Source organism: Thermococcus sp., assembly GCF_026991495.1.
Lineage (GTDB): Archaea > Methanobacteriota_B > Thermococci > Thermococcales > Thermococcaceae > Thermococcus.
The window spans coordinates 1-19,327 of sequence record NZ_JALXBJ010000088.1; the positions used below are offsets into that span (position 1 = coordinate 1).

The window sequence follows — 19,327 nt, forward strand, 5'->3', positions numbered from 1 at the left end:
CCTTTCTACGGAGGATACTTCCCTCGCAGGTATTACCTAACGTACACAATTATCCCCGGTTGGGGTGCTGCCTTCGAGTGGGCCTGAGCGCAATTGTGAGCCTTTTTTTCCTTTTCTCCAGTTTCAGGTTCAACCTCACAGGATTTTAGCAGTTGGGGCCAGGCAATGGAGAAAAGAGAACGTTATTCGTTCGCTACAAGTGGTAACTCTAAGGGGATAAAGGGCGTAATGCCGCTCCGCGAAGGTTTGAGTAGTCGAGGGAAAGGAGCATGTTTTGAGTTGGCGGGTTTAAAAGATTCGCCGTTTGTGAAAGTGGACTTTTACAAAAAGCCCAAATTATGAAAGCTCACTTTCATAAACCGCCGTTTTTATGAAAATTGACTTTCACCAACCGCACCATCTATGAAAACGGGCTTTCAGGGCAGGCCAAGGGTTAGATGGAAAACAAAGTGAGGGAGAAAAACCCTCAAACCTTAATCCCGCCCATGACGAGGGCCATAACCGCTTTCTGGGCGTGCAAGCGGTTCTCTGCCTGGTCGAAGACTACGCTGTTCGGACTGTCTATGACGTCGTCAGTAACTTCCTCGCCCCTGTGGGCCGGGAGGCAGTGCATGAAGATGTAATCAGGTTTAGCGTGCTTTACAAGCTCCTTGTTGACCTGGAAGGGCCTGAATATCTTTCTCCTCTGCTCTGCTTCTGCCTCCTGTCCCATGCTCGCCCAGACGTCGGTGTAGATGACGTCGGCGTCTTTAACGGCTTTAGCCGGGTCGTGGAGGAGCTCAAAGGAACCACCGCTCTCGGCCGCGTTCTTCTCGGCCCACTTGATAACCCTCTCGTCAGGCTCGTAGCCCTCGGGTGTTGCAACTACAACGTTTGCCCCGAGCTTTGTGCCCGCTATCATGAGTGAATGTGCCACGTTGTTCCCATCGCCGACGTAGACGATTTTAAGGCCCGCTATGCGACCCTTCTTTTCGAGTATTGTCTGGTAGTCCGCTAAAGCCTGGCATGGATGACTGAAGTCGCTTAAACCGTTTATGACGGGAACGCTCGCGTACTTGGCGAGGTCTTCAACATCTTTGTGGGCGTAAACCCTCGCCATTATCCCGTCTACGTACCTGCTGAGAACTCTAGCCGTGTCGGCAATCGTCTCCCCCCTACGGAGCTGTAAATCCTGGGCGTTGAGGTAGAGGCCGTAGCCACCGAGCTGATAGATGCCAACCTCGAATGAAATCCTCGTTCTCGTTGACGGCTTCTGGAAAATCATTGCCAGAGTCTTCCCCTCAAGAACGCGGTGCGGCTTTCCAATCTTGTTCCATATCTTCATCATCTCGGCCGTCTTGAGAATCGTCTCAAGCTCCTCCCTCGTGAAGTCTTGAAGGCAGAGGACGTCCCTTCCGGCAAGGCTAACCACCATGTGCATCACCGTCTAAGGCTGGGGAGGGAGTTTAATAACCCTTTCGTCGTATTGGATGGCCCTATTCTGAAATTCTTTGGATTTAGAGCTGGAGGGATTTTCCAAAGGTAATGGCGCAAACGACCTGGACTGATACCCGCTATGCCTCGGTGCCTCCTGTTGCGCCTGGGGTGCCAACGCTTCCGCTCAGAGCGAACGTTTGTGAAATCCTTTTAAGGACTTTACCGCTCTGCTTTAATTGAGACGGTGCCCAGGAAGGTGGTTCAATGAGAAGATCCCACGCCATAGTTCTGTTGCTGCTGGTGCTGTTGGCGGTAACAGTGGAAGCCATCCGGTATCACGGGGATGTCCAGTGTTTCTCAACGGTATCCGTGAACGTGAGTGGAGTCAAACCACCAATCGTCAGCGGGCCGGGCTTTCCGCCCTGGGCGAGATTTAAAGGTGTGGCCGTTGACGAGATTGTAAACGGGAGCCCGATGCACGTGCTCGCTGGCATCTTTAACTTTGAACCCTCAAACTGGACGAAAAAGAGGCCAACATGCTACTTTAAGGCGCTCGAAGGCTTTTCCGAGAACTGGACCGGTCTAATTCTCCCCGGCGTTTCTCCCTCAAACATAACGCTTTCCGGGAGGGTGTATCTGGCACTCTACGTGTACCCTAAGGAGACATCCATTATAATCTCGAAATTGAAGTACGGAGAAACACCCGAAGAGTCCAGAATAACCGAGGCCTTCCGTCTTGACTACCCCCAGAGCCCCGGGAAGTACATAGACGACTACGTGAACTCGCTTGAGGGTTCCGGGTACCACAGGATCAAGGCGCTTCCCAACGGCGTTCTCTTTAAGAAGGGTCGCAACTTTCTGCTCGTGCTGGAAACCAAGGACAGCGCCAACATTTACCTCCTCGTTGCAGAGGGAGGTGAGGGGGACGTGCTGAAAATAACTGGTTGAGAGGCTCTAATGAAGTCTCAAAAGAAGGTCTTAAAATATCGAAGTCTATCCCTTAATCCCTCAAAAACCTAATAAACTCCACGTCCCCCTATTCCCTGTGGCAGGCATGGATGATAAAATCCGGATAACCCTTGTCAACTATACAAAGAGACCCCTTGAAACTGTCACCTGGGCGGCACTGATAAGCTACTGGGAGGGCTGGGAAACCGGGGCCTTTGAGCGGATGAGCGAGAAGGACGTCGAGATGCACCTCCCGAGGGTTCTCGGCTACGGCCACGAGTCAATCCTTGAGCACGCGACGCTGACCTTTGCCATTGAGGGATGTTCTCGCGTTTGCAGCCATCAACTAGTTAGACATAGGCTCGCAAGCTATACCCAACAGTCACAGCGGTATCAATTCGTGTCTTCTGTAGATTTAAAGGAATACAAACTTCCCGAGCCCTCAGGGGAAAAGAGAAACCCGCACTGCAAGCTCAGCATAAACCAGGAAGAGGAGATCGTCAAATGGTACCTTGAAGATGGCCTCTCGTCGTGGCAAATAGCGAAGATAGTAGGGCTTCACCCCACTTCGGTTCTCTCAATACTAAGGGCGTATGGCGTCAGCCCGCGGAAAGCTGGGGAAGCTTACAACGGAAGGATCGTGAATGAGAACTTCTTCGAGGATATCAGCGATCCGGACAGGGCTTATATCTTAGGTTTTATCATGGCAGACGGCAGCATCAACGAGGCAAGGAATGCCCTTATAATTGATCAGAAAAACCTCGAAAAAACCCTCCTAATAGAGATAGCAGAGCATATTGGACGTGGAATACGGGTAAGGGCTCAAAAGGGCAGGAACACCGTCAGGCTATGGGTTGGAAACAAGAAGCTAATCGAAGACCTCAAGAGGTGGGGAGTTTCAGAGAGAAAGGCGAAAACCCTAAGTTTTGAGAGGGTTATCAAAGGGATGTCCAAAGACCTCTGGCCCCACTTTCTCAGGGGCTACCTGGATGGGGACGGGTACATTAAGGTGGTCTTCAAGGACGGTACTTTCCAGAGGGCTGAGGTGACGTTCGTTAGCTCGAGCAAGAAGGCCCTTGAAGATACGATGTTTATGCTGTCTGAGCTGGGGCTTCCCGAGGGTGCATTGAGATACTATGAAAACAGAGAGGTTGGATACCTCCGCTACACCAAGGGCAGGAGTTCCGAAGAACTGCTAAGAATCCTCTACAGAGATGCTGATCCATTCCTGACAAGGAGAGCCAACCTACTCAAGGTCCTTGCCGTTCTTCCAGAGCTTAGGGGGAGGATTCAGAGCGCCATACGCAGGAGACTCGCAGAGTATGAGTTCACAATACCCGAAAGCGTTTTGGAGGATCCATTTTTAGCGTACCGCTGGTACGACCTGATGAGAGACGCTAGGGATCTCTACGTTAAGTCCGTCCAGGAGGGGGTTCCAAAAGAGGACGCGCGCTTCATCCTACCCCAGGCTGTGAGGACGAAGATAGTTGTCACGATGAACCTCCGCGAGCTGAAGCACTTCCTCGGTCTGAGGGCCTGCGAGAGGGCCCAGTGGGAGATAAGGGAAGTTGCATGGAAGATGTTAGAGGAGATAGCGAAGAACGAAGAGCTTAGGCCGATAATAAAGTGGGCGAAGCTCGGGCCACGCTGTATACAGCTCGGCTACTGCCCCGAGGGCGAGCTTATGCCCCCCGGCTGCTGGAAGAGAACGAGGGAGAGATGGAAGGGACTGCTCTCTGCCGTTAGGGAAGATTGATTTTTGTTGTCATTTATTCAAATTTTCCAGAAATCTTCTGCATTATTTAGCACTTTTTCAGCCTTTCTGCCAAAAGATTGATAACCCCCCGCCCGAACTTTAGAGGGTGGTCAGCGATGGTGGAGGTACCTGATGCCGAACTCTTGATAAACCTGACGAACTTCGAGCTGATGTATGAAAGGGTAAAGAAAAATCTGGGAGAGGGCTCATAGGTAGGGGTCGGTGTAGAGGGGCCTCAGGAAGAGCTCAAAGGTAGCGACGGACATCTCTAAGCCCCAGTTCTCAAGGACTGTCGGATGAACCTCCCCGATAACCCCTATCACCTCCCCTCCGACGACTATTTTTCCAGCCCTGCCGGGAATGAAGCTCGGGTGTTCGACCTCTTCAAGCTCGTACTCAAAGCCGAGGTGCCTCATTACCGAGTCGAGTATTTCCTTGGCCTCCGTGAAGGTAACGCGCGGATGTGCCAGAGCAACCGCTAATTTGCTCTCGCTCACCGTTTTTGTTTCTCTGCTCTCATCTATCAGCGTCGCCTTCCCGACTTCAAAGATTTTCTGCGGGTATTCTTCGTGGGTGTTCTGGCTCAGAAAGTCGAGCAGGCTCGGCAAAAGCCAGTTCCTCAGGGCCGACCACTTCGGACTTACCGGGTTCTCTATCTCGACGAGCTCAGTCGGCGGGTGGTTGAAGTAGTCCGCGCACTCCTCAGGGTGCTCCCCGCAGGGGAGATGCATCTTTGAAAACTGGGCCTCCCTGTTGGTCAGGTTGAAGGTCATTACCTCCTGCAGGCCAAAGCCGACCATGAGTTCCCTCACGGCATCCTCAAAGTCAGTGAACTTGTCCCCCCTGCCCTGAACGGCAAGCTTAGGCTCTTCCGGCTCGATCTCGTTGTAGCCGTATGCTATTAGGACATCCTCCAAAACGTCCCTCGCGTGCATTATATCGTCGCGGAAGGCCGGATAAAGGAGCTTTGCCCTTCCATCTTCGAGTTTAACCCCGTACATCATCCTCTCAAGGAGCTCCTTTATTTCCCCGTCGCTCAGCTCAAGGCCTGCTAACTTCCTTATGTAGTCCAGCTCGACCTCGAAGGGCTTTGGCGTCAGGTCTGGTGTTTCAATCTCGAAGTCGGGGTAGATTACCTTCACGCTCCTGATTTTTCCACCGCGTTCAGATAAAGCAGTAACGACGACGTTCAAAGCCAGCATGATCTTCCTCAGATCCCACCCGGTCACGTCAACGAAGACGTTCTTAGTTTCGGTCGTTACCCTTCCTGTTATCTCGGAGTTGATAATCGGCGGCATCGAGAGTACTTTGCCCTCGCTGTCGACGAGGAGCGGGTAGTAGGGCTTGTGTTTTATCAGATGCCCGTACTCTTTCCCCTTCTCGTGCTTCTCAAGAATTTCCTCAAGCGTTAGCTCCTCGGTGAAGCCGAGGGGGACGAACTTTTCAGTCTTTTCTGCTGCCCTGTAATAGATTGGAGGCTTCACTCTGTCGAAGTCAAAGATGCCAATCGCTACCTCCCTTCTACGCCTTCCGAAGGTTAAGGCAACTTTCTCCTGGAGGTTTATCATCTGCTTTAACGCTTCTTCATCGAGTTTTAGGCCTTCAACTATGGCGTAGACACCGTAGGGACGTATATCCTTCAGCTTTTCGTCAACGTAAACCACAACGTCGCTCTTCTCCACTTTATACCTCGGAAGACCCTTCTCCATTCCGAGCGCCCACTTGATCTGCCTCGCTATCCCTTCTGCACTCCAGAGGTCGGGCCTGTTGGTGTCCTTTGAGTCGGCCTTGAAGTATATCTCCCCGTTCTCCTCCCAGAAGTCGTCGAGCTCGCATTTCGCATAGAGGAAGAGGTCTTCCCACTCCTCGACGGTGAAGCTCTTCCCGATGAGCCTTTCAAGGTCGGACTTCGAAACGTCGAACTTCGGCATGAACATCACCTCACCACACCAGCTTCGCTTCCCGGAGCCACCTCAAATCGTAGCTGAAGAGGTAGCGGATGTCGTCAATGCCGAGCTTGAACATGGCCAATCTGTCAATTCCTATTCCCCACGCTATTACCGGTGCGTCTATGCCCAAAGCCTTGGTCATCTCCTCGCGGAATATCCCGGCACCGCCAAACTCGACCCAGCCGAGCTCTGGATGGTAGGCGCTCATCTGGACGCTTGGTTCCGTAAATGGATAGTAGTCGGGCAGGAACTTGACTTTCTTCGCTCCCGCTATCTCCACCGCGAAGCGCTTCAGAATCCCCAGGAGGTGCCTGAAGGTTAAATCCTCGCCTACGACGAAGCCGTCCACCTGGTTGAACTCGATGAGGTGGGTCCTGTCTAAAACATCTGGCCTGAAAACGCGCTGAATCGTGAAGTACTTGCCCGGTATTTCAACGCCTTTAGCGAGCTGTCTCCCGCTTAGGGCGGTTCCGTGAGCCCTTGGCATCAGGAGCATGGCCCTCTCAGGAGACCAAGTATAGCCCCAGCCACGGGAACCGGCCAAACCGCGTTCATGGGCGGTCTTAACCCTCTCAACGAGCTCCTTCTCGGGTAGGTAACCGCTCTTCGGGTACTTGAGCTGGTAGGTGTCTGTCCACTCGCGGGCGGGGTGGTTTTGCGGCTGGAAGAGAGCGTCGAAGTTCCAGAACTGGGTTTCTATGAGGCTCTCAACGGTCATCTCGATGAAGCCCATCTCTATGAGCCTTCTCCTTATCTTGTCGAGGAAAGCCCTATAGGGTTGCTTCTTGCCCGGATAAATCCTCCTCACGGGGGCCCTGATATCAAAGCGCCTGAACTCAACCTCGCGCCATTTCCCCGACTTTATGAGCTCGGGCGTTAAAACGGAAACCTCTTTCTTCAGCTCGATGCCCTTCCTTACCAGCTCCTCCCCGGCGGGGGTTATCTCGACGGTTCTCTCGGTTACGGTTTCCTCCCCTCCAATCTTCCTCCTCTTGAGCTCCTTGAGCGGGACGAGCTTTTCTATCTCCTTCGCGGGCACGCTTCCCTTCTCTGCCAGAAGTTTTAGTGCCCTATCAATGGGCCTCTCCTCAGCTTTGAGCCCCTTCTCGGTAACCTCCAGAACGAGCTTTCCGTCCTCTTTCCTAACGCTCGCCCAGCCTTCCCTCCTGAGGAGGCCTACGATGGGCTTCAACTCATCCTCGCTGAGAACCTCCCTGAGGTCATCGAGCGTAGCTTTGCCCTTTTCCCTCAGAACCTTCAGGGCTCTCCACTCGGGAAGACCGATTTTAGCGTACTCCCTTCCGGTCTCGGTGAGCTTAACGACCTTCTCGCTCCTCTCGTGGAGCTTTGCTAAACCCTTCGCCTGAAGACCGAGAGCTGCCCTCATAACCGCTACCTGCTCAAGGCCCGTCTTCTCCACCAGTTCCTTGAATTTAGCCTTCTTGAGCTCTCCAAGTTTTATGAGCGTGAGTTTTTCCTGATAGCTTAGCTCCATACCCCCACCTCCGGTGGGGATGAGTGGGAGGACTTAAGAGAATTGCGGTGGTTCGGTTCATGCGGCACCGGGTGTTATGTTTATAAATGAATCCAGCGATCCGATGGGGAGGAAGATGGTGAGCAAACTGTTGGCCCTCGAAGCCTATCCAAACCTCAAAGACCTCGACTTCAGGTTGCTCAGGGCCGTTGAGCTCAAGATGAGGCGCTACATGTGGGTGCCCCTCGAGGAGATAGCGAAGTTCGCAAGGGTGGACGTTGAGACAGCTTCCTTCAGGCTGGGGAAGCTCGACAACTGGTCCCTGGTGAGGCGGAGGAGCGACATAGGCTACATCGGCTACCAGCTCACGATACACGGCTACGATGCCCTCGCGATAAAGGCTCTATCTAAGAAAGGGGTCATCGAGGCGATGAGCACGGCCCAGATAGGCGTCGGGAAAGACGCGGACGTTTACGTCGGGATAACGCCCTCGGGGGAGAGGGTCGCGGTTAAATTCAACAGAATAGGCGGGAGAACCGCATCGAGGAAAGCCGGCTATCACTCTAACGTCTTCCGCGACAAGCACCACACGAGCTGGCTCTACGTTTCGAGGCTCATAGCGAGGAAGGAGTACGACGCCCTGGTGCTCTTGAGCCCGATAGCGAGCGTCCCCAAACCAATAGCCTGGAACAGGCACGCCATCGTGATGGAATTCATCGACGGGAATGAGCTCGCAGAGCTCCGCGACACGGATTTAAGCAGGGAGGAGGCCAGAAAAGTCCTCGATAAGGTGCTGGAAGAATACCTGAAAGTCGTCCGCTTCGGAATAGTGCATTCGGACTTAAGCGAGTTCAACGTCGTCCTGCTGAGGGACGGCGGGATTATGATAATCGACTGGGCCCAGTACCTCCCGACGGCCCACCCGGAGAGCTACGAACTCCTGAAGAGGGACGTAACGGTCATACTCAACGCCTTCAGGAGGAGATGGGGGGTTAGGGTTTCCTTCGAGGAGGTCTGGCCCGAGTTTGAATCAGCTTGGACGGAGAGCAGGGGTGAGGGAGATGGTGATTAAGTACGAGCCCCTTAACAGAAGGGAGAGAATCGTGAGGCTGTTCCGGGAGGCCATAGAGGCCGAGAACAGGAACGACCTTGAGACCGCCAAGAGGAAGCTCGACGAAATTCTTCACGAGAGCTTTAAAGCCGAGCCCGAGTTCTACTTCGAGGCCTGCTTCCGCCTCGCGGACATATTCGTGCAGGAGGACAACTACCGCGGGGCAGTTAAGTGCGCCCTCCAGGCCATATCCCGGGCCCCGAGCAACGACCACTACCGCCTCGGCCTCAAGAGGCTCGGCGGGATCCTTGAGATAATGAAAGTGCGCGGGAGGCTCTCCGATCTGACCGAGAACATGGAGAGCACTCTGAAACTGATTGAAGAAGATGAGGAGCTCCACCGCTTTGTAAAGGCGCTGATAAGACTCGCAAGGGGAGAAAGAGTTGAGGAGAGCTTTTCCCTTGAGGAGTTCAACGAGGTAATAAGAGCCCTCTCAGGGTGAGCTCGACCTCTTCCCTTTTGGGCCGGAAGGGGTAGTTGTAGGGCTCCTTCCCCGGCCTCTCGTTGTAGTAGGGCCTGTTGCAGCCGGGACAGCCGTGGGTCGAGAAAACCTCGGCGGGAATCCTCGAAAGCTCTTCCTCAGAGAGCGAAAAGCCCGCTATGGAGTCTCCCTCGAAGACTATGGCATCTCCCATTCCCTTCTCTAAGAGCCACCTTGCCAGCTGTATCCTGCGGTAGCGCTCCATGGAAGGGGGCTTCGCCTTTTCAAGCCTCGTTCCCCTGATCGGTGTGAATGCGAAGAGGGAAACGTCCCCGCCAATCCTATAAACCTTTCTCATTGCCTCTACGAGCTCCCTGTCCGTCTCACCGAGGCCGACGATGATGTGAACGAGCGCCCTTCCAGTTCCGAAGACCCTAACAACGTCGCCGATAAACCTCCAGATTTCCCCCCAGCTCAGGTCGGGCTTTATCTCATTGAAGAGCCTCTCGCTCGCCACGTCGAGGCCGACGCCTATGTAGTCAACGCCAAACTCTCTGAACTCCTCAAGGAGTCCCCTCCCAACCGGGGTTATTGAGAGGGAAGCGGGGAGCCCCAGGGCAGATAGCTCGGAGAGCAGCTCAATCACATCCCCCTGCATCCTCGGATAATCAACCGTCTGGAGGCAGAGTCTTGAGAAGTTGCCCTTGGGCAGGTTCTCGATTACCTCATCAAGCTCAAAGGCCGGCCACGTGACGCGGGAGAGCTTTTCCCAGTTGGCTCTGCTTGAGCGCGCCTGGGCGCAGAAGGCACAGTCGTTCAGGCACTTCCCGGGCCAGTAGGTCATGAGGTAAGCCGTCGTCGGCTTAGCAAGGAGCTTCGCCCTTACGAGACCCATGGCTATCGCGGTGCCGTAGGAAACCCTAACCATTTCAACCATTTCCTTCACCCCCAACGAAACGGGGAAGGTGGAGTGTTAAAAGTGCCACCACCGCTATGGCCGGGAGCAGGGGGAAGACGCCGGCATAACCCCTGAGCTGGGCGACGTAGCCGAGGGAGACCTGACCTGCTAAGGTGCCGAGGTCGAGGAACATCGTGTAGACGCCCGAGCCCATCGTCCTTATCCTCTGGGGCAGGTTTCCTATCGCCATCACCTGCATCGCCGGGACGGAAAGGCCAAAGCCGGCCCCTATTATGGCCGCGCTCAGGTACGACCGCAGCGGAAGGGGGTAGAGGTAGAGGGAGGCATAGCCCCCGATAACTATGAGCATCCCCGTGGTCGCAACCGGGAGCGGCCCCCACCTGTCGGTCCCCTTTCCACCGGCCATGCGGGTTGCCAGCGAGAACGTGCCTAAAACCATCATGTAGTAGCCGAAGACCCTCTGGGGGAGCCTGAGAACCTTGTAGTAGGCGGGCAGAAAAGTTGTAACGCCCGAGTAGCTGACTGAGAAGAAGAACAGCGCCAGGGACACGCCGATGAAAGTGGCCGTAAGGAGCGCCCTGTAGCTCGCCCCCTCCCCAGATATGCCGTTTTCCCCATCAAGGGAAGTCCCGGCTTTCTTCCACGCCTCAAAGGCAAAGGCGGCCCCTAAAAGAGAGAAAACGGCGGTAAATGAAAAAGCCGCCGAAAAGCCCAGGGCGTCAGAGATGTAGCCCCCAAGCGCCGGCCCTATTATGTTCCCGAGGGAGAACATCATACCGCGCCAGCCGAGGGTTTCGCCGACCCTACCGGGAGGGGCCAGGTCAACGGCAGTTGAGAGGCTGGGCGGGAAGAAGAAGCCCATTGAAAAGCCGTGGATTGCCCTTCCTACCGCAAACAGGTAGATGTTGCCGGAGACTGCCGAGAGGGCGTAGAGGGTTCCTGCTAAGGCACCGAGCAGGTTCCCACCGACGAGGGCGTGGAAGCGGTAGCCCCTGTCCCCGACAGCCCCCCCGATTGGCTTTGAGAGGAGGGAAAGGCCGGAGGTAACGCCCGTTATGAGGCCGACGAGAAAAGGCTCGGCCCGAAGGCTGACCAGGAAGGGGGAGACCACAGGGGTCAAAACGCTTATCCCCAAGAAGAAAAAGAAGAGCGAGAGGTTGAGGAGCCAGACGCCCTTGAGCCAGTTCTCCACTAAACACCAGCCTCCGGTTCCTTCATGCCTTCCCTCATGAAGGCGTGGCTCATATGCCTCGTGTTCTTGGCAAAGCCGACGTTTCCGTTCGAGTCAACCATTATGATGCCCATCGTGTCCCTGCCAAAGTACTTCGTTGCGAGGCTTATAGCGGCCTCACTCGCGGCCTGAGCGTCCATGCCCAGGCGAACGAAGTCGGTGGCGCTTTTAGCTAAAGCGAGCTTTATCGCCACCTCGCCGAGCCCCGTGCATGAAGCTCCGGCAACTTCGTTGGCGTAGGTTCCGCCACCTATTATTGGAGTATCGCCGACCCTGCCGAAGACCTTGAGGAAAACGCCGCCCGTTGATGTGCCCGCAACCACCTCCTCGCCGTCGAAGGCCACCGCCCCAACCGTGCTCCTGAGCAGTTCGGGGTACTCCTTTATCAGCTCGTTGAGCTTCTTCCAGTGCCTGGTTTCTCCCTTCTCAAGGAGCTTTTTCCTCAGCTCCTCCCACTGCTTCAACCGCTCCTCGGTTACTGGGTCGTACTCCTCAAAGCCGAGCAGGCGGGCGAACTTTACGGCACCCTCGCCAGTTAGGAGCACGTGGTCGGTTCTCTCCATCACCTTCCTGGCGACGCTTATCGGGTTCTTAACCCCCCAGATCCCAGCTACCGCGCCTGCCTCAAGGGTCTTCCCGCGCATTATTGCAGCGTCCATCTCAACCCTGCCGTCGAGCGTCAAAACGCTCCCGGTTCCGGCGTTGAAGAGGGGATTGTCCTCAAGGGATTTAACCGCTTCCTCAACGGCATCGAGGGCGGAGCCGCGCTTAAGCTCTCTCCAGCCGGCTAAGAGGGCTTCCCTGACGCCAGCTATGACCTTTGGAATTCTGTCCTCCTTCCTTATCGTCCCGGCACCGCCGTGAACTATTATCGCAACCATGTGGGGCACCCGATAAAAAAGAGGTCGAAAGGTTAAAAGGCTTATCTTTTTCCGGCCCTCCTCGATGACCAGCCGGTGGCCCCCCCGGGAGCGGCCGCTGTTTTGAATATTTTTCGGCCTTGAACAACTTTTTCCGAGCCACAAGTTTTATACCCTCTCCCCAAATCCCTGTGGTGGTCATCATGGAAGCGGCCGAGAGCCCTTTGACCGCGTCATCCCGTCATCTTAAAAAACGGGAGAGAAAGCTCCTCATGGGCAACGAGGCGATAGCCTACGGCGCCCTTGAGAGCGGTGTCGTCTTCGCAACAGGCTACCCTGGAACGCCCTCAACGGAGGTCGTAGAGACGATAGCCCATCTCCACCCGGAGGTCTTCGCAGAGTGGGCGCCCAACGAGAAGGTTGCCCTGGAGGAGGCCGCAGGGGTTGCCTACACCGGCTTAAGGGCGCTCGTCACGATGAAGTGCGTGGGTTTAAACGTCGCCGCCGATCCCCTCATGAGTTTGGCTTACTCGGGAGTTGAGGGAGGTCTCGTTGTCCTCGTGGCGGACGATCCAGGCCCCCACACATCCCAAACGGAGCAGGACGACCGCTACTATGGAAAACTCTCCCTGCTGCCAGTTCTTGAACCAGCTGACCCCCAGGAGGCCCACGACCTGATAAAGTACGCCTACGAACTGAGCGAGCGCTATAAGGTTCCGGTGATCTTCCGAACGACGACGAGGGTTAACCACACGACGGCCGATGTGGAGGTCGGCGAGTTCATCGAGCTCGACAGGAAGCCGGTCTTCAAGAAGGACATTGAGAGATACGTAAGGGCCAGCATGGAGGGCAACAGAAAGCGCCATAGGTGGCTCAACGAGACCTTAGCTAAGATAGAGGAGGAGTTCAATTCGATGCCCTTCAACTGGACCGAGGGGAAAGAAGACGCCAAAATCGGAATAATCGTCGAAGGCGCACCCTACAACTACGTGAAGGAGGTCCTGCCGGAGGTTAACGCTGAGTTCAGGGTACTCAAGCTCTCAACTCCACACCCGCTCCCGAGGAAGCTGGTCGTTGAGTTCCTGAAGGGCCTTGACTACGCGATCGTTGTGGACGAGGGGGCTCCGTTCCTTGAGGAGGAGGTTAAGGTCGCGGCCTACGAAGCCGGCTTAAACGTCCCGATTTACGGCAAGAGGACTGGGCATCTACCCCTTGAGGGAGAGCTAACGCCCAGTCTTGTGAAAAACGCCCTTCTCAGACTCATTGGTGAGGCGGAAGAGGCCTACGAGAAGCCGGAGGAGATAAAGCTGGCGGAAAGCTTGGCACCAAAGAGACCGCCAGTGATGTGCCCCGGCTGCCCCCATCGCGGGAGCTACAGGGCCGCGTTAGATGCCCTCAGGGACCTGAAGCTCGGCCGCTATAAAGTTCCGATACACGGCGACATAGGCTGCTACGCGTTATCGCTCCTCCCACCCCTTGAGGCCATCTGGACGGAGTTCGTCATGGGCGCGAGCATCAGCCTGGCGAACGGCCAGAGCATCGTCATGGACAAGAAGATCATAGCGACGATCGGGGATTCAACGTTCTTCCACAACGGGATACCTCCCCTGATAGACGCCGTCTACAAGAACCTGAACGTTTTGGTAATGATCCTCGACAACAGGACAACCGCGATGACCGGCCACCAGCCGCACCCGGGAACCGGCGGAAGCGAGACGGGCAGGAAGTTCAACGAGATAGACATCGAGGCGCTGGTTAAAGCGCTCGGTGTCAAGTACGTGAAAACGGTCGACCCCTACAACCTCAAGGAGACAAGGGAGGCGATAGAGGAGGCCATGAAGGTCGAGGGGCCTGCAGTGGTGATAGCGAGACGCGAGTGCGTCATCCCGGTGATAAGACGCGGGGAGATCGGGGAGAAGCCAATAGTCGTCGAGGACAGGTGTACGGGCTGTAAAGCGTGCATACTCCTGACTGGATGTCCGGCGCTAATCTACGACCCCGAGACTAACAAGGTCAGGATAGACGAACTCCTCTGCACCGGCTGCGGCGTCTGCAACCAGACGTGCCCCTTCGACGCCATAAAGTTCCCGAGCGAGCTGAAGAGGGGGGCTTAGCCCCTTACTATTTTTAGGGCTTCAAAGTCAGCATCGAACGTGGCAATCAACACTAAGTGGGGAGGGTTAAATCTCTCTCATTCCCTCCATACTTCCAAGACCATGTACCTTCTCACGAGCGGGTTTGGATACAGCTCCCAGCCGATTCCCTCAGTTTTTGCCTCAATCTCCCCGAAGAGACCGCCCTCGCGCGGATCGAGGCTCTCGCCGTAGATCTTTCCGGGGCGGAGCTCGACGCCCATGTATCTGGGAAGTCCAACAACGATCCTGCCTTCATTCCTTGCGCGCTCGATGGCCCACTTGGCCGTGTACAAACCGGAGTAAATCTCCGCTATCCGCACCGGGACGCTCGATTTCCCGATGGCTACCATCTCGATACCCGTTTCTTCCCAGAGCCTCTTTGCCAGTGGCTGGAGATCCTTAGCGAGGTCCTTCCACACCTCCTTTCCGCGGTCGGTTATGGTCAAAGCGTCTATTGTCGGCTCGTCGAGCTTCCTGACCTCTATGCCGCCTATCGTCGAGTCGAGGTGGATCACATCCGGTCTCAACTTCATCGCGAGTTCAACCGCGAGAAAGGCCTCGTCCCTCACGGCCTGCCTTCCGCTCATGTCGTAGTTGAAGGGATCGGCGTACCTGACCTCGCTGAGCGTCGCCGTCCTGTAGGGCTTCTCAACGAGGACGGCCACCGTCGCTATAAGCCCCACCGGGTTGTAGGCATCGTCGAGCAGGGCGCCACCGGTATCGGCTGCGATTATCCTCATAGAGCATCACCCATCTCAAAGCCCGGATTTGAGGTATCTAAGAAGCTCCTCAGCGCTCTCACGGGCAGGCTCTCCCCCAACTTCCTCCTCCAGGGGGAGCAGGAGGGCCCGCCTTTCAGGGAACCTTATTTTGAAGGACTCACGCGCCACCGCGGGGGACATCAAACGGCCCGTCTCCCTGTAAACGGCGGCCACGATGAGCATGCTGAGTGCCTCAAGCTCACCCGATGGTTCTTCAAGCTTTCTCTCAGCCATTTCCAAGAGGTTCCGGAACACACCGTCCGAGGCTCCCACCTTGTCCACCTTAGCTTTATAACTCCAAGAGTGTAAAAAACCTAACGGTGGCGATGAACAGGGAAAAACTGGGGAAAGCAACGTGGGCGGCGGTCGTGCTGGTGATCCTCTACGTATCCTGGAAGACCGTGGAGCCCCTGGTCACCGCCATATTCTTCGGGGTAGTCTTGGCCTACCTGGTCTACCCGATCCACCGATTGCTGAAGGGCAGGATAGGGGATTACTACTCCGCCATTGCTCTGACGGTTCTCATGCTCTTCATCGGCGGTCTCCTCTTCGCGCTCATGGCCCTCGTCTCGGTGAACCTCCTCCAGACCTTCTACCACAGCCTGAGTGACGTAATGAACTGGCTGACGGCCCTGAACCTGCCGCCGTCCATCGGAAAGTTTGTCTTCGATACGAGGACGCAGCTCCTGCCCCGCGTTTCTGATTACGTATCTTCATTCACCTTCTCCATACCAGGCTACCTCCTCCAGCTCACGGTCCTGGTCTTCACCTTTTACTACTCCCTCGTCTACAGCGACAGGGTGCTGCCCTTCATAATGAGCCTCGCCCCACCGGAGCGAAAGAACCTCTTGGAGGAAGCGGTGGGAAGGCTCGACAGGACAATGAGCGCCCTCGTAAGGGCCTGGCTCCTCCTCAACCTCGCCAAGAGCGTTCTCATGACCATCGGCTACCTCCTTTTCGGGGTTTCAGACGTGTACACCGCGGTGGTCGCGGGCTTCCTGACCTTCGTCTTCAGCTTCGTCCCCCTCCTCGAAGGCTGGATGCTCTGGGTGGCCGCGGCGGTGTACTTCGTGATCCACGGGAGCATCATAAGGGCAGTCGGCATATCAATCTACGGCTTCGCCCTCGTCTCCCCCCTCCCAGATTACACAATAAGGCCGATGCTTGTGGCCAGGGACGCCGATCTGGACGAAACCTTGGTCTTCGTTGGGATGCTTGGGGGGGCCTGGGCCTTTGGACTAAAGGGCATCCTCCTCGGCCCGATAATCCTGAGCATGGCCCTCGTTTTGATAAAAGAGTGGAAGGAAAGGCATGCCCTTCAGACTGAGGAGCAGTCAACGAGCTTAACGCCGGCGGATTGAAGCTCTTCAAGCGCCTTTTCCTCGTCGGCCGGGTTTATGCCCTTAACGGCGTCCCTGATGAGGTAGGTCTCAAAGCCCTCCTTCACTGCGTCGAGTGCCGTCGCCCTAACGCAGTACTCCGTCGCAACGCCGCAGACGTAGACCCTCACGACACCCTTTCCCCTGAGGATCCCGCTCAGCCCGGTGCCTTCAAAACCCGAGTAGGCTTCCCTATCCGGTTCCGTGGCCTTTGATACCACGATGGCGTCCTCGGGAAGCTCAACGACGAACTCCGCTCCCGCCGTGCCCCTGACGCAGTGTCTCGGCCAGGGCCCTCCCCTCTCCCTGAAGCTCATGTGGTCGGGCGGGTGCCAGTCCCTCGTGGCCACAACGAGGGCTCCCCGGGACTTGAACTTCCGTATGCACTCCTCGACAACCGGTATAATCCCGTCCGCACCGGGCACCGGAAGGGCTCCTCCAGGCATGAAGTCCCTCTGCATGTCAACAACTATGAGCGCTTCTCCTGGCATCGTCCCCACCAATTCACCGTACCTTCGAAAGCTCAAAAGGCTTTCCAGTCCCCTCACAGCTCAAGCCTGTCCCTGAAGGCCGACATGTCAAGCCCCCTGTCGAGGCCGAGGAGGTACAGGAGGAGCTTAACGTCAAGGTTGCCGTACCGCTCGGAGAGCCTCTCCGCCTCCTCAAGGGTCTCCTCCCTGGACCATCCCAGCTGGGAAGAAACGTAATCCAGCATTTCCTCAAAAACGTCCGGGGCCTCACCGAGCTTCTCCTCAACGACGACGAGCTCCCCTTCTTCCTCCACGAGGAGCCCCTCTTCGATCCACTTCCTTATCGAGGTTTTGGCCTCGGAGGGACTCATCAAGCGGAGGGTGAAGGACAGGAGGCCGATGAGCTCCCGGCGGGAGAACCTGCTGCCGCCCTTAACCTTCATGGCGCTCTCCAGGGGGTGCACGGGATCACCGCTGGATGTTGTTTAAAGGGCTATAAAAACGTGGCGATGGAAAATGGAGCCGGGACCGGGATTTGAACCCGGGACCTGGGGATTACGAGTCCCCCGCCCTACCGAGCTAGGCTACCCCGGCAAAGGCCGATTGAAAAATGGGGGGATGCTTTATAAGCTTTTCCCGCTCAGGGCTTCGGCATGGTAAGGGCTATGAGGAGCACGTAAACGCTGACGAGGAAACCTATCGCCGTGGCCAGCTGAATCCCCTTGACGTTGATGCCCTTCAGGCTCTCATGGACTTTGATCCTGTGGCCCTCCGTGACGTTCCCGATGAGGGCGGCGAGCACTATGCCGGCCAGGGCATCGTAGAGCCAGTGGTGGCCGAGAAAGAGGGTTGAGAAGGGAACGAGGGTGTTGAGGGCTATCAAAGCTGCGCCCCAGATATTTTTCCTGTACTTCCACAGGGTCAGGATGTTAAGGGCCGCTATCGTGTTGTGAAGTGAGGGGAGGACGAACTCCTCCTGCGTTAGGTACGTTGAACCAGGGGAGAAAACGCTTATGTGGTAAACGTGGTGGGGAGCGTAGACGTGGAAGAGCATGTAGGCGCCGCCGCACGTGACGTATGCGAGCAGGTACCGGGCGGCGAGCTCGTCCGAAAGGGGCAGGTCGCGCCAGTACATGAGAACGAAGAACACCGTTAGGGCTATGGAGCCCGTAAAGCCTATGTAGTAGGTTCCCTTCATGAGGTAGTAGAGGGGGGGCACTGAGTGGACAAAGCTGATGAGGGAGAGTACGAATGGCCTTGAGGTGAAGGGTAGCCTCAGGAGCGCCCCAGTCACGTCCCTGCTGTATTTCTCAACAAATGAGTACATGAAGGTGAAGGCCATCCAGCCGAAGTAGAGCAGGAGGAACACGTCAAGCCTTATTAGCACCTCCTTATCATGCAGAGCCCCCAGAGACCCTTTGAGTCCTTTCAGTGAAGGTCTCGCCCCCATGCATTTCCCCCTGTTCTACTACCGAATAGTCTTTTTAACCTTTTTTGAAGTTGTACGTAAAGCCTTTTTAAAGATAGGGCAGACGGTGAACGGTGGTCTCAATGGAGGTTGAGGTTCCAAACTACGGCATGGTTAAGTTTAGCGCGGTTCTCTTCGACCTCAACGGAACCCTCGGTGAAGCTGGGAGGGTGAGTAAGGAGGTGAAGGAACTCCTCAGGAAGCTCTGCGAAAGGTACACCGTCGTGATCCTCAGCTCCGACACCTTTGGAACCCTAGGTGAGGAGATGGAAGGCCTTCCCGTAAGGATCGAGAGGGTGAGGGACGGGGTTGAGAAGGCAAAGATAGCAGGAACCTACAGCCCATACGCCGCCGTTGGAAACGGCAACAACGACGTGGCGATGCTCGAAGCCGCTGAGCTTGCCTTCTGCGTAATCGGGCCAGAAGGAGCAACGGTGGATGCACTCCTCGCCAGCGACATCGCCGTCAGGGATGTAAAAGACGCAATGGAAATGCTCCTGGACGAGAGAAAGCTCGTCGCAACCCTCAGGAGGTAAAGGGTCAGCCTTCGAGCATGGCCTCCCCTATTCTCTCCCTCTTGTCCCGAACCTGCTCCCAGAGCGAGCTAAAGTTTTCCACGACCCTCTGAAGGGCGAGCTTTAGATCCCTCGTCCTCGTGAAGAAGGCCACCTTGTTGGTTCTGTCCCTTATCCTCAGGAAGTTTGGACCCATTCTGAAGGCGGCGAGGACGTCAACGTCGAGGAGCTGGCTCACGACGGCCTTGAACTTCCTCGGATCCCCATGTTCCTCCTCAAAGTCCTTGGCTTTGTTGGGCCTCTTTTCGAGGAGTTTAATCCTCCCGTCCTCGCAGACCTCATAGACCGCGAAGAACTCTGAGTCACCGTAGTGCGCGTCAATTAAATGCCCCTCATCCTCCATTCCAAAGGCGACCCTGAGACACCTCGTCATAGGCACCACCGCCACGCCATCCAGTCCGGGGCTTATAAGGGTTAGGGATGCCGAAAAGTTTAAATGGTGTGCATATGCACA

At 55.9% G+C, this 19,327-nt stretch carries 19 protein-coding genes, 1 tRNA gene and 2 pseudogenes; 9 read left to right on the top strand and 13 right to left on the bottom strand.

Annotated features, from left to right (window positions below; all coding sequences use genetic code 11):
* Positions 1–466: 466 nt before the first annotated feature.
* On the bottom strand, positions 467–1,414 hold the full coding sequence (gene argF / locus MVB78_RS10350; protein WP_297491309.1) for an ornithine carbamoyltransferase: 948 nt from the start codon (positions 1,412–1,414) through the stop codon (positions 467–469).
* A 266-nt stretch (positions 1,415–1,680) separates the two neighbouring features.
* Between argF and MVB78_RS10355 the strand changes: the two genes are divergently transcribed.
* From MVB78_RS10355 to thyX, 4 genes and pseudogenes are all read left to right on the top strand, one after another.
* A complete protein-coding gene (locus tag MVB78_RS10355; protein WP_297491117.1) occupies positions 1,681–2,364 on the top strand; it encodes a hypothetical protein in 684 nt (227 codons plus the stop codon).
* A 106-nt stretch (positions 2,365–2,470) separates the two neighbouring features.
* Positions 2,471–2,803 (top strand): annotated as a pseudogene (locus MVB78_RS10360) (FAD-dependent thymidylate synthase); the annotation flags it as partial.
* A 507-nt stretch (positions 2,804–3,310) separates the two neighbouring features.
* Positions 3,311–3,544: pseudogene (locus MVB78_RS10365) on the top strand (LAGLIDADG family homing endonuclease); the annotation flags it as partial.
* A gap of 120 nt (positions 3,545–3,664) precedes the next feature.
* Entirely contained in the window at positions 3,665–4,120 is a 456-nt protein-coding gene (gene thyX / locus MVB78_RS10370) for an FAD-dependent thymidylate synthase (RefSeq protein WP_366940160.1), read from the top strand.
* A 206-nt stretch (positions 4,121–4,326) separates the two neighbouring features.
* Here thyX and pheT read toward each other — a convergent pair whose 3' ends face one another.
* Complete coding sequence (pheT, locus tag MVB78_RS10375; protein WP_297491316.1) at positions 4,327–6,051, bottom strand: phenylalanine--tRNA ligase subunit beta; 1,725 nt, start codon at positions 6,049–6,051, stop codon at positions 4,327–4,329.
* 10 nt (positions 6,052–6,061) lie between these two features.
* Entirely contained in the window at positions 6,062–7,564 is a 1,503-nt protein-coding gene (locus tag MVB78_RS10380; protein ID WP_297491119.1) for a phenylalanine--tRNA ligase subunit alpha, read from the bottom strand.
* A gap of 115 nt (positions 7,565–7,679) precedes the next feature.
* On the opposite strand from MVB78_RS10380, the gene MVB78_RS10385 reads away from it, so the two are divergent.
* Both MVB78_RS10385 and MVB78_RS10390 read left to right on the top strand, forming a co-directional pair.
* The gene (locus tag MVB78_RS10385; protein ID WP_297491318.1) at positions 7,680–8,615 is read left to right on the top strand and encodes a serine/threonine-protein kinase RIO2; all 936 of its coding nucleotides are present in this window, start codon (positions 7,680–7,682) and stop codon (positions 8,613–8,615) included.
* Complete coding sequence (locus MVB78_RS10390) at positions 8,605–9,096, top strand: hypothetical protein (protein WP_297491122.1); 492 nt, start codon at positions 8,605–8,607, stop codon at positions 9,094–9,096. Before MVB78_RS10385 ends, MVB78_RS10390 begins: the two co-directional genes overlap by 11 nt.
* On the opposite strand, the gene MVB78_RS10395 is transcribed toward MVB78_RS10390, so the two are convergent.
* The 3 genes from MVB78_RS10395 to MVB78_RS10405 are packed head-to-tail and all read right to left on the bottom strand — an operon-like array spanning position 9,065 to position 12,106.
* Positions 9,065–10,012 (bottom strand): radical SAM protein, encoded by a 948-nt coding sequence (locus MVB78_RS10395; RefSeq protein WP_297491126.1) that lies wholly within the window; start codon positions 10,010–10,012, stop codon positions 9,065–9,067. The genes MVB78_RS10390 and MVB78_RS10395 overlap by 32 nt on opposite strands.
* Positions 10,005–11,186: an MFS transporter gene (locus MVB78_RS10400; RefSeq protein ID WP_297491129.1), complete on the bottom strand. Its 1,182-nt coding sequence runs from the start codon at positions 11,184–11,186 to the stop codon at positions 10,005–10,007. The genes MVB78_RS10395 and MVB78_RS10400 overlap by 8 nt, the downstream gene beginning before the upstream one ends.
* On the bottom strand, positions 11,186–12,106 hold the full coding sequence (locus tag MVB78_RS10405) for an isoaspartyl peptidase/L-asparaginase family protein (RefSeq protein WP_297491321.1): 921 nt from the start codon (positions 12,104–12,106) through the stop codon (positions 11,186–11,188). The genes MVB78_RS10400 and MVB78_RS10405 overlap by 1 nt, the downstream gene beginning before the upstream one ends.
* Before the next feature lie 182 nt (positions 12,107–12,288).
* Here MVB78_RS10405 and iorA point away from each other — a divergent pair, with 182 nt between their 5' ends.
* Positions 12,289–14,199, top strand: coding sequence for an indolepyruvate ferredoxin oxidoreductase subunit alpha (iorA, locus tag MVB78_RS10410; RefSeq protein ID WP_297491324.1), 1,911 nt, complete (start codon positions 12,289–12,291; stop codon positions 14,197–14,199).
* Between the two features lie 77 nt (positions 14,200–14,276).
* Here the strand turns inward: iorA and MVB78_RS10415 are convergent, their stop codons facing one another.
* Positions 14,277–14,960: a DUF4152 family protein gene (locus tag MVB78_RS10415; protein ID WP_297491131.1), complete on the bottom strand. Its 684-nt coding sequence runs from the start codon at positions 14,958–14,960 to the stop codon at positions 14,277–14,279.
* Between the two features lie 15 nt (positions 14,961–14,975).
* Entirely contained in the window at positions 14,976–15,263 is a 288-nt protein-coding gene (locus MVB78_RS10420; RefSeq protein ID WP_297491135.1) for a hypothetical protein, read from the bottom strand.
* A 44-nt stretch (positions 15,264–15,307) separates the two neighbouring features.
* Between MVB78_RS10420 and MVB78_RS10425 the strand changes: the two genes are divergently transcribed.
* Entirely contained in the window at positions 15,308–16,342 is a 1,035-nt protein-coding gene (locus MVB78_RS10425; protein ID WP_297491327.1) for an AI-2E family transporter, read from the top strand.
* Here MVB78_RS10425 and MVB78_RS10430 read toward each other — a convergent pair.
* The 4 genes from MVB78_RS10430 to MVB78_RS10445 all read right to left on the bottom strand — a co-directional run bounded on the left by MVB78_RS10430 (position 16,300) and on the right by MVB78_RS10445 (position 18,217).
* Positions 16,300–16,851 (bottom strand): nicotinamidase, encoded by a 552-nt coding sequence (locus MVB78_RS10430; RefSeq protein WP_297491328.1) that lies wholly within the window; start codon positions 16,849–16,851, stop codon positions 16,300–16,302. The two genes, MVB78_RS10425 and MVB78_RS10430, sit on opposite strands and share 43 nt — an antisense overlap.
* Before the next feature lie 53 nt (positions 16,852–16,904).
* The gene (locus tag MVB78_RS10435; RefSeq protein WP_297491137.1) at positions 16,905–17,294 is read right to left on the bottom strand and encodes a DUF2240 family protein; all 390 of its coding nucleotides are present in this window, start codon (positions 17,292–17,294) and stop codon (positions 16,905–16,907) included.
* 53 nt (positions 17,295–17,347) lie between these two features.
* A tRNA-Thr gene (locus MVB78_RS10440) sits at positions 17,348–17,424 on the bottom strand.
* A 46-nt stretch (positions 17,425–17,470) separates the two neighbouring features.
* Positions 17,471–18,217, bottom strand: coding sequence for a phosphatase PAP2 family protein (locus MVB78_RS10445; RefSeq protein WP_297491139.1), 747 nt, complete (start codon positions 18,215–18,217; stop codon positions 17,471–17,473).
* Positions 18,218–18,381: 164 nt separating this feature from the next.
* Here MVB78_RS10445 and MVB78_RS10450 point away from each other — a divergent pair, with 164 nt between their 5' ends.
* On the top strand, positions 18,382–18,834 hold the full coding sequence (locus tag MVB78_RS10450) for an HAD family hydrolase (RefSeq protein ID WP_297491330.1): 453 nt from the start codon (positions 18,382–18,384) through the stop codon (positions 18,832–18,834).
* 4 nt (positions 18,835–18,838) lie between these two features.
* Here MVB78_RS10450 and MVB78_RS10455 read toward each other — a convergent pair whose 3' ends face one another.
* The gene (locus tag MVB78_RS10455; protein WP_297491333.1) at positions 18,839–19,246 is read right to left on the bottom strand and encodes a NifB/NifX family molybdenum-iron cluster-binding protein; all 408 of its coding nucleotides are present in this window, start codon (positions 19,244–19,246) and stop codon (positions 18,839–18,841) included.
* Positions 19,247–19,327: the final 81 nt, after the last annotated feature.

What these genes read in the sequence shown, in the direction of transcription:
- MVB78_RS10415 (WP_297491131.1), bottom strand. Translation starts at nt 14,960, where the DNA reads ATGAGGATAATCGCAGCCGATACCGGTGGCGCCCTGCTCGACGATGCC.
- MVB78_RS10450 (WP_297491330.1), top strand. Translation starts at nt 18,382, where the DNA reads ATGGAGGTTGAGGTTCCAAACTACGGCATGGTTAAGTTTAGCGCGGTT.
- pheT (WP_297491316.1), bottom strand. Translation starts at nt 6,051, where the DNA reads ATGCCGAAGTTCGACGTTTCGAAGTCCGACCTTGAAAGGCTCATCGGG.
- MVB78_RS10390 (WP_297491122.1), top strand. Translation starts at nt 8,605, where the DNA reads ATGGTGATTAAGTACGAGCCCCTTAACAGAAGGGAGAGAATCGTGAGG.
- MVB78_RS10380 (WP_297491119.1), bottom strand. Translation starts at nt 7,564, where the DNA reads ATGGAGCTAAGCTATCAGGAAAAACTCACGCTCATAAAACTTGGAGAG.
- MVB78_RS10355 (WP_297491117.1), top strand. Translation starts at nt 1,681, where the DNA reads ATGAGAAGATCCCACGCCATAGTTCTGTTGCTGCTGGTGCTGTTGGCG.
- MVB78_RS10455 (WP_297491333.1), bottom strand. Translation starts at nt 19,246, where the DNA reads ATGACGAGGTGTCTCAGGGTCGCCTTTGGAATGGAGGATGAGGGGCAT.
- MVB78_RS10430 (WP_297491328.1), bottom strand. Translation starts at nt 16,851, where the DNA reads ATGCCAGGAGAAGCGCTCATAGTTGTTGACATGCAGAGGGACTTCATG.
- iorA (WP_297491324.1), top strand. Translation starts at nt 12,289, where the DNA reads ATGGAAGCGGCCGAGAGCCCTTTGACCGCGTCATCCCGTCATCTTAAA.
- MVB78_RS10385 (WP_297491318.1), top strand. Translation starts at nt 7,680, where the DNA reads ATGGTGAGCAAACTGTTGGCCCTCGAAGCCTATCCAAACCTCAAAGAC.
- MVB78_RS10425 (WP_297491327.1), top strand. Translation starts at nt 15,308, where the DNA reads ATGAACAGGGAAAAACTGGGGAAAGCAACGTGGGCGGCGGTCGTGCTG.
- argF (WP_297491309.1), bottom strand. Translation starts at nt 1,414, where the DNA reads ATGGTGGTTAGCCTTGCCGGAAGGGACGTCCTCTGCCTTCAAGACTTC.
- MVB78_RS10405 (WP_297491321.1), bottom strand. Translation starts at nt 12,106, where the DNA reads ATGGTTGCGATAATAGTTCACGGCGGTGCCGGGACGATAAGGAAGGAG.
- MVB78_RS10395 (WP_297491126.1), bottom strand. Translation starts at nt 10,012, where the DNA reads ATGGTTGAAATGGTTAGGGTTTCCTACGGCACCGCGATAGCCATGGGT.